Genomic DNA, 7,135 nt, shown 5'->3' on the forward strand with positions numbered 1-7,135 from the left:
TAGGGGCCCGTCAGTGGAGTCTTCTATCGGCCATGCGTAGCCGGGAGGACTGCCCTGCCGCGCTGACGATGAGACTCCAGACCCTGTCGAGGCATCTGGGACGCTGGGCACAGTCCCGCTCCAGGCGTCCTGGCAACTCAAATTAGATCGAAGGCTTTGTTCAGCCGGAGCATCCGGTGGCGACGGCTCGGTGGGGTTCTTATTGGGCACCGTGCATGCTGCAGCAGCCAATAGCGCGGCCAGCGTGATGGACCGAGAAATGTGCATTGTCCGCATGGTCCCACCCTTCCCCACACGAGCAAAGATACAAGATCAAGCATCGAGACAACAGGCCAGCAGTCAGGGCTCCGCAGGCGGCATCCGCGCCCCGCCGCTGTCCTGCAGTGTTACCGTCGAACAGGCGCGGGCATGGAACAACGTCCGTCCCGGCGGAGAACAAAAGGGGGTCCGGCCGGTTCGAACCGGCCGGGCCCCCTTCTCATGGAGTGGACTACACCAGGGTGGAGGTATCAATCACAAAGCGGTACCGCACATCGGAGGCGAGCACCCGCTCGTAGGCCTCATTGATCTTCCCCGCCGGGATGACCTCGATCTCGGCGCCCAGCTTGTGCTCGGCGCAGAAGTCGAGCATTTCCTGGGTCTCCCGGATGCCGCCGATCAGCGAGCCGGCGAACGACCGCCGGCCGCCGATCAGCGAGAACACGTTGAGGGAGAGCGGCTCCGCCGGAGCGCCGACGTTGACCATAGCTCCGTCAACGGCAAGCAGGGACAGGTAGGCGTTCAGGTCGATCTTCGCGCTGACCGTGTTCAGGATCAGGTCGAAGGAGCCGGCCAGCTGCTCGAACGTGGACTCATCGTTGGTGGCGAAGTAGTGGTCCGCGCCCAGGCGCAGCCCGTCCTCCTGCTTCTTCAGCGACTGCGACAGCACCGTGACCTCGGCGCCCATCGCAGGCGCGATCTTGACCCCGACGTGGCCCAGCCCGCCAAGCCCCACGATCGCGACCTTCTTGCCGGGGCCGGCACCCCAGTGGTTCAGCGGCGAGAACGTGGTGATGCCGGCGCAAAGCAGCGGCGCCGCGACGTCGAGCTCCAGGCCTTCCGGGATCCGCACCACGAAGTCCTCGGTGACCACAACGTGCGTGGAGTAGCCGCCCTGGGTGACGGTGCCGTCACTGTCCACGACGCCGTAGGTGCCGATGTTGCCCTGCACGCAGAACTGCTCTTCGCCCTTCAGGCAGTTGACGCATTCGCGGCAGGAGTTGACCATGCAGCCGACGCCCACCCGGTCGCCGACGGCGTGCCTGGTGACGGCCGGGCCGACCTCGCTGACGATGCCGGCGATTTCGTGGCCAGGAACCAGCGGGTAGCTGGCCGGTCCCCAGTCGCCGCGGGCGGTGTGGATGTCCGAGTGGCAGATGCCGGCGAACTTGATGTCGATCAGGACGTCGTTCGGGCCCACGTCCCGGCGCTCGATGGTGGTGGGAACGAGGGGTTCCGTCGCCGAGGTGGCGGCGTAAGCGTTAACGGTCAGCATGGATCTCCTGCATGTGGATGGTTCAGGGGTTTGCCCCGGCGCTCGGCACCGGTCAGGTGCGGCCTTTCGGCCCGGACGTCATCGGGGGCAGTATCCAGCAAACACGAATGGCTGCCCGTGAGGGAGGCCCTGCTGATAGGGGTACTGGCAGGGCCTCCCTCACGGCGCCGCACCCCCTAACGTTAAAGGCATGGACAATCAGAGCGAGACGCGTGACTTCCTGGCCACCCGGCGGGCCAAAATCACGCCCCAGCAGGCGGGACTGCCCTCCTACGGCGGTACCCGGCGGGTACCAGGACTGCGGCGCGGGGAAGTCGCCATGCTGGCCGGAGTCAGTGTGGAGTATTACACCCGGCTGGAACGGGGAAACCTCTCCGGCGTCTCCGAGGGCATCCTGGAATCCCTGGCGAGGGCGCTGCAGCTGGATGAGGCGGAACAGGCGCACCTGTTCGATCTGGCCCGGGCCGCGAGCACCGCCCGCAAGCGGCCGCGCCGCCGCGCCACCGCCCAGCCCGTCCGCGCGGGCGTGCAACTCATGCTCGACGCGATCACCAACGCACCGGCGTTCGTTCACAACGGGCGCCTTGACGTCCTCGCCGCCAACCAGCTCGGATTTGCCCTGTATTCCGAGATGTACGTCAGCCCCGTCCGGCCGGCCAACCACGCCCGTTTCATCTTCCTCGACCACCGTTCGGTCGGCCTCTACCCGGAATGGGACCGCGCCGCCAATGACACGGTGGCCATCCTGCGCACCGAGGCCGGTCGGGACCCGTACGACCGCGGCCTGACCGACCTGGTGGGGGAACTGTCCACCCGTAGCGAGGAGTTCCGTACCCGGTGGGCCGCCCACAACGTGCGCCAGCACTACACCGGGCTCAAGCATCTCCGGCACCCTGTGGTCGGTGACCTCCACCTCATGTATGAGGCCCTGGACCTCTCGGCCGACGCCGGGCTGTCGCTGCTCGTTTATACCGCCGAGCCCGGCTCGACCACCGAGGACGCCGTTCGGGTGCTCGCCAGCTGGGCCGCGACCCAGCAGCCGGAGACGCAGGAGGCCGGGGTACTGCCGTCACAGGCGCAGCAATCAGCCGCTACTCGATCAGGGCCAGCACCGCTCCAGCAGTAACGGAGGCCGGCTGCGCGCCGTCGAAGGCCCGGGCACTCCGGATGGCTATTTTCTCCGCGTTCAGCGATCAGGACCTGTCGCGTCAGTTGTTCGCTTTTCGTTTGGGGGCGGACTGTTCGGGAGACATCTGTTCGAGGGACATCCGGCCGGGAGCCCAACGGAAGCGAATCCTGCCGCCGATCGGGACCTGGGCTGCGGTGTCGAGCTGGTGGTCCACCACGACGGCGATCACCGGGTAGCCGCCGGTGACGGGGTGGTCGGCCAGGAAAAGCACTGGCAGCCCTTCCGGCGGAATCTGGATGGCCCCGGCGACAGTGCCCTCGCTGGGAAGTTCACCGCTCCGGCTGCGCGCCAGCGGGGTCCCAGTCAAGCGCATGCCCACCCGGTTGGACTGCGGCTTTACCTCCCAGTCCTGGCCGGTCAAGGAATCCAGGGCGGCCTGATCGAACCAGTCGGCACGTGGGCCGGGGACGACGTCGAACACAGTCACCCCGGTGCCCGGGTAGTCCGGCTGCAGTTCGGGGTGTCCCACGACGCCGGATTCGGCTTCGCCGCCGGCGGCGATGAGCTGGCCTGCGGCCAGTGGGGGCGGTCCGATGCCGGACATGGTGTCGGTGGAACGGCTGCCCAGCACCGGCAAGGCGTCCACGCCGCCGCGGATTGCCACGTAGCTGCGAAAGCCGGTCCGGGGCTGGCCGATACTCAGGATTTCGCCGTCCAGCAGGGCGAAGGGGGTGGCCATCGGGACGGCCCGCTGCCCGGCTGGCCCGGCTTCCCCGTCTTGCACGGCTTGCACGGCTTCCCCGTCGGAATAGACCTCCGGCGGCGGGCCGATGGTCAGCTCCGACGGCGCCCCGGCAACGGCGAGAATCTGGTCCCCGACGGCCCGGATCAACAGGCCCCCGGCGACGGTCTCGATCGCGGCCGCCGAGGGTTCGTTGCCGACGAGGCGGTTGGCCCGGCGGAGCGAAGCCCGGTCCAGTGCCCCCGCCGCGGAGACGCCCAGGGCGGAATAGCCGTGCCGGCCGAGATCCTGGATGAGGCTGTGCAGGCCCGGGAACACGATCCGGAGACCGGAGGCAATGTCCGGGGAAGAACCTTGCGGAGTCGACCTTTCCGGCGACACCGCATCCGGCGACGCAGCTTTCGGCGACGCAGCGTTCGGCGCCCCAGCATCCGGCGACGGAGCTTTCGCGGGAACCGCGGCTGGTTCCGCCAGCGCCACGGCATCCCGGACGGCGCGGAACTGCACGCGTTGGCCGGGGGCAGCCAGGGCAGGCTGCTCCCGGTCCAGGTCCCACATTTTCGCGCCGGTGCGGCCGATCAGCTGCCAGCCGCCGGGTGAACGTCGCGGGTACACGGCTGAGTAATTCCCGGCCAGCGCCACCGAACCGGAGGGGACGGCGGTGCGCGGGGAGCTGCGCCGCGGCACCTCAAGCGCCTGGTTCTCCCCCACCATGTAGCCGAAGCCCGGGGCGAAGCCGGCGAAGGCAACGGTCCAGATCTGCCCGGTGTGGGCTGCGATCACCCCGTCCGTTCCGAGTCCGGTCAGCTCCCCCACCTCGGCGAGGTCCCCGCCGTCGTACACGGTGTCAATGACCACCAGCTCGCCGTCCCGCTGAACGGGGGCAGTGAGCTCGAAACGGAGCAGCCGGGCGGCGATCCGCCGGGCCGAAGCCGGCGAGTCCGCGGTGACCAGGACCGTCTCGGCGGCGGCCAGGACGTCAAGCTGGCCCGGCAGCGGGTTTTCGAGCAACAGCACCTGCAGGGCGAGCACATCCTGGGGGCCGGAGAGCTCGGCGAGGACCGCGCGGGTTCCCACCGCCCGCACAGAACTCACTTTGTGCGCTGCCGCCTGCTGTCCTGCCGGGATTTCCCCTGCTGTCTCGATCATCAGTTGCTTTCATCATGCCTGTTGCCGGCGGGAAGGGTCCGCACGGCTCAGGCGTGCGCTTTCTGCAGGAGCCGCTCTTCCTCGTCGGTGTGCGGGTTGCGGCCCAGGGCCAGTCCGACGACGGTCACGAGCGAGGCGACGCCAAGGTAGCCGGCGATCAGGTACCAGTTGCCGGTGGCCAGGTAGAGGGCGGTGAAGATCAGCGGTGCGACGGCGCCGCCGATCACGCCGGCGAGGGTGTAGGCCAGCGAGCTGCCGGCGTAGCGCAGCCGAGCCGGGAACTGCTCCGTGATGTAGGCGGCCTGCGGGCCGTACATAAAGGCGTGGAAGGCCAGGCCGATCACGACGCCGATGGTGAGCATGGCGACGGATTTGCCTTGAATCATAAGGAAGAACAGCGGGATGTAGAGGGCCGTGCCGACGGCGGCGATGCCGTAGACCAGGCGGCGGTTGAACCGGTCGGTGAGGGCGCCGGCCGCCGGGATCAGGAAGATCTGGAAAGCGGAGCCGATCAGGATCGCGCCGAGGACGTTGCCGGTGGTCATGCCCAGCTGCCTGGTGGCGTAGACGGCCACGAAGACGGTGAACAGGGCATAAAGCACGTCGGGGCAGACCCGGGAGAGGGCGGCGGCCACGAGGGCGCGCGGTTCCTTGGTGAAGACCTCTTTGATAGGGGCCTTCGGCTGCTCGCCGTGGGCCTGGATGGCCTTAAAAACGGGGGTTTCCTCGAGCTTGAGCCGGATCACGAGGCCGAAGACCACCAGAAGGGCGGAGGCGAGGAAGGCGACCCGCCAGCCCCAGGAGAGGAAGGCTTCGTTGCTGAGGGTCGCGGCGAGCAGGGCCAGGACGCCGTTGGCCATCAGGTTCCCGGCGGGTGGGCCGATCTGCGCGGCGGAGGACCAGAAGCCGCGCTTGTTGGCGTCGCCGAATTCGCTGGAGAGCAGGACAGCACCGCCCCATTCGCCGCCGACGCCGATGCCCTGGGCCAGGCGCAGCAGCACCAGGATGATCGGGGCGGCGACGCCGATCATGGAGTAGTCCGGAAGCAACCCGATCAGCACCGTGGCGATTCCGATCAGCAGCAGGGTGACGACGAGGACGTGCTTGCGGCCGATCTTGTCACCAAGCCGGCCGAAGATCACGCCGCCGATGGGGCGGGCGAGGTAGCCCACCGCGAAGGCGGAGAAAGAGAGCAACAGGCCGACGAATTCGTCGTTGCCCGGGAAGAAGATTTTGGGGAACACCAGGGCCGAGGCCACGGAGTAGATCGCGAAGTCGTAATACTCCAGCGAGGTGCCCGTGAGGCTGGCGACATAGGCCTTGAGGGCGCCGGGCGGCAACTTCTTTTCTGTGGCCTTCTTGGTGGCGTCCGGGGCGGCCCGGTGCGGTGCGGTCATGGTGTTCCTCCAGGTGCGCGGGTGCTGCCCGTCGCTTGGTGTGAGTACGGCTGGTCCCGGCGGAACCGGGGAGATGCCCTGCACGGTTGGGCAAACGCCGGGCTGGGCAAATGCTTGGCCGGGCGAACGGGTGGCTAGGCAAACGCCTGACTAGACGAACGCCGCGGTAGCGATGCCGGCGGCAGTGAGGGCCTCGCGGACCGCGGCGGCCATGGTGACGGCTCCCGGGGTGTCGCCGTGGACGCAGATGCTCTCTGCGCGGATCTTTAGGATGGAGCCGTCGATGGTGCGGACGGCGGAATCGGTGACCATCCTAAGGACGTGCTCCGTGACCTCCGCGTTCTCGTGCAGGACGGCTCCGGGGAGCGTGCGGGAAACTAGCGTTCCGTCCGGGTTGTAGGCACGGTCGGCGAAGGCTTCTGTCACGGCCCGGAGTCCGGCGGCCTCGGCCAGGCGCAGCACTTCCGAACCAGGCAGGCCGAGGATGGGCAGGGTCGGATCAACGGACTTGACGGCGTCGACGACGGCTTGGGCCTGGCCGGTGTGCGCCACGATCGCGTTGTAGAGGCCGCCGTGCGGTTTCACATACCGGACTGTGCCGCCTTCTGCGGCGGCCAGCGCCTGCAGCGCGCCGATCTGGTAGACGACGTCGTCCGCCAGTTCGAGGGGATCGATGTCCAGGAACCGGCGGCCAAAACCAGCGAGGTCGCGGTAGCCCACGTGGGCGCCGATTACGACGCCGGCCGCAACGGCCCCGCGGCACGTGTTGCGGATGACGCTGGGGTCGCCGGCGTGGAAGCCGCAGGCGACGTTGGCGCTGGACACCGAGCGGAACATTGCGGTGTCATCGCCTAACGACCACCGGCCGTAGGACTCGCCGACGTCGCTGTTGAGGTCGATGGTTGCCATTTGTGATCCTCATCTCATGATTGCTCCATCCAAGGATGCATCACATTGGCAGATTGTTCAACAATCTGACGATTCAACTTTGGAACAATCGTGTAGATTCGGCCCTATGACCACCTCCGAGACGGGAACCCGCGGCCAGGATTCAGCAACAGCTGCGTCAGCAGCGCAGGCGGCTCGGCCGGATTCAGCAACAGCTGCGTCAGCAGCGCAGGCGGCTCGGCCGGATTCAGCAACAGCTGCGTCAGCAGCGCAGGCGGCTCGGCCGGATTCAGCAA

Annotated in this window: 5 protein-coding genes; 1 reads left to right on the top strand and 4 read right to left on the bottom strand. The window is 67.9% G+C overall.

Features of this window, described 5'->3' with window-relative positions; genetic code table 11:
* Positions 1-490 precede the first annotated feature (490 nt).
* Positions 491-1,534 carry an NAD(P)-dependent alcohol dehydrogenase gene (locus tag RCH07_RS06125; RefSeq protein ID WP_326966587.1) on the bottom strand — a complete coding sequence of 348 codons (1,044 nt, stop codon included), beginning with the start codon at positions 1,532-1,534 and terminating at the stop codon, positions 491-493.
* Positions 1,535-1,724: 190 nt separating this feature from the next.
* Here RCH07_RS06125 and RCH07_RS06130 point away from each other — a divergent pair, with 190 nt between their 5' ends.
* Positions 1,725-2,660, top strand: coding sequence for a helix-turn-helix transcriptional regulator (locus tag RCH07_RS06130; RefSeq protein ID WP_326966588.1), 936 nt, complete (start codon positions 1,725-1,727; stop codon positions 2,658-2,660).
* 82 nt (positions 2,661-2,742) lie between these two features.
* Here the strand turns inward: RCH07_RS06130 and RCH07_RS06135 are convergent, their stop codons facing one another.
* The 3 genes from RCH07_RS06135 to RCH07_RS06145 form a co-directional block, all read right to left on the bottom strand.
* On the bottom strand, positions 2,743-4,554 hold the full coding sequence (locus tag RCH07_RS06135) for a 5-oxoprolinase/urea amidolyase family protein (protein ID WP_326966589.1): 1,812 nt from the start codon (positions 4,552-4,554) through the stop codon (positions 2,743-2,745).
* 47 nt (positions 4,555-4,601) lie between these two features.
* Entirely contained in the window at positions 4,602-5,951 is a 1,350-nt protein-coding gene (locus RCH07_RS06140) for an MFS transporter (protein WP_326966590.1), read from the bottom strand.
* A 150-nt stretch (positions 5,952-6,101) separates the two neighbouring features.
* Complete coding sequence (locus RCH07_RS06145; RefSeq protein ID WP_326966591.1) at positions 6,102-6,860, bottom strand: LamB/YcsF family protein; 759 nt, start codon at positions 6,858-6,860, stop codon at positions 6,102-6,104.
* Positions 6,861-7,135 lie beyond the last annotated feature (275 nt).

The sequence above is a fragment of the Arthrobacter sp. CG_A4 genome (assembly GCF_035985125.1).
In the GTDB taxonomy this organism is placed as follows: domain Bacteria; phylum Actinomycetota; class Actinomycetes; order Actinomycetales; family Micrococcaceae; genus Arthrobacter.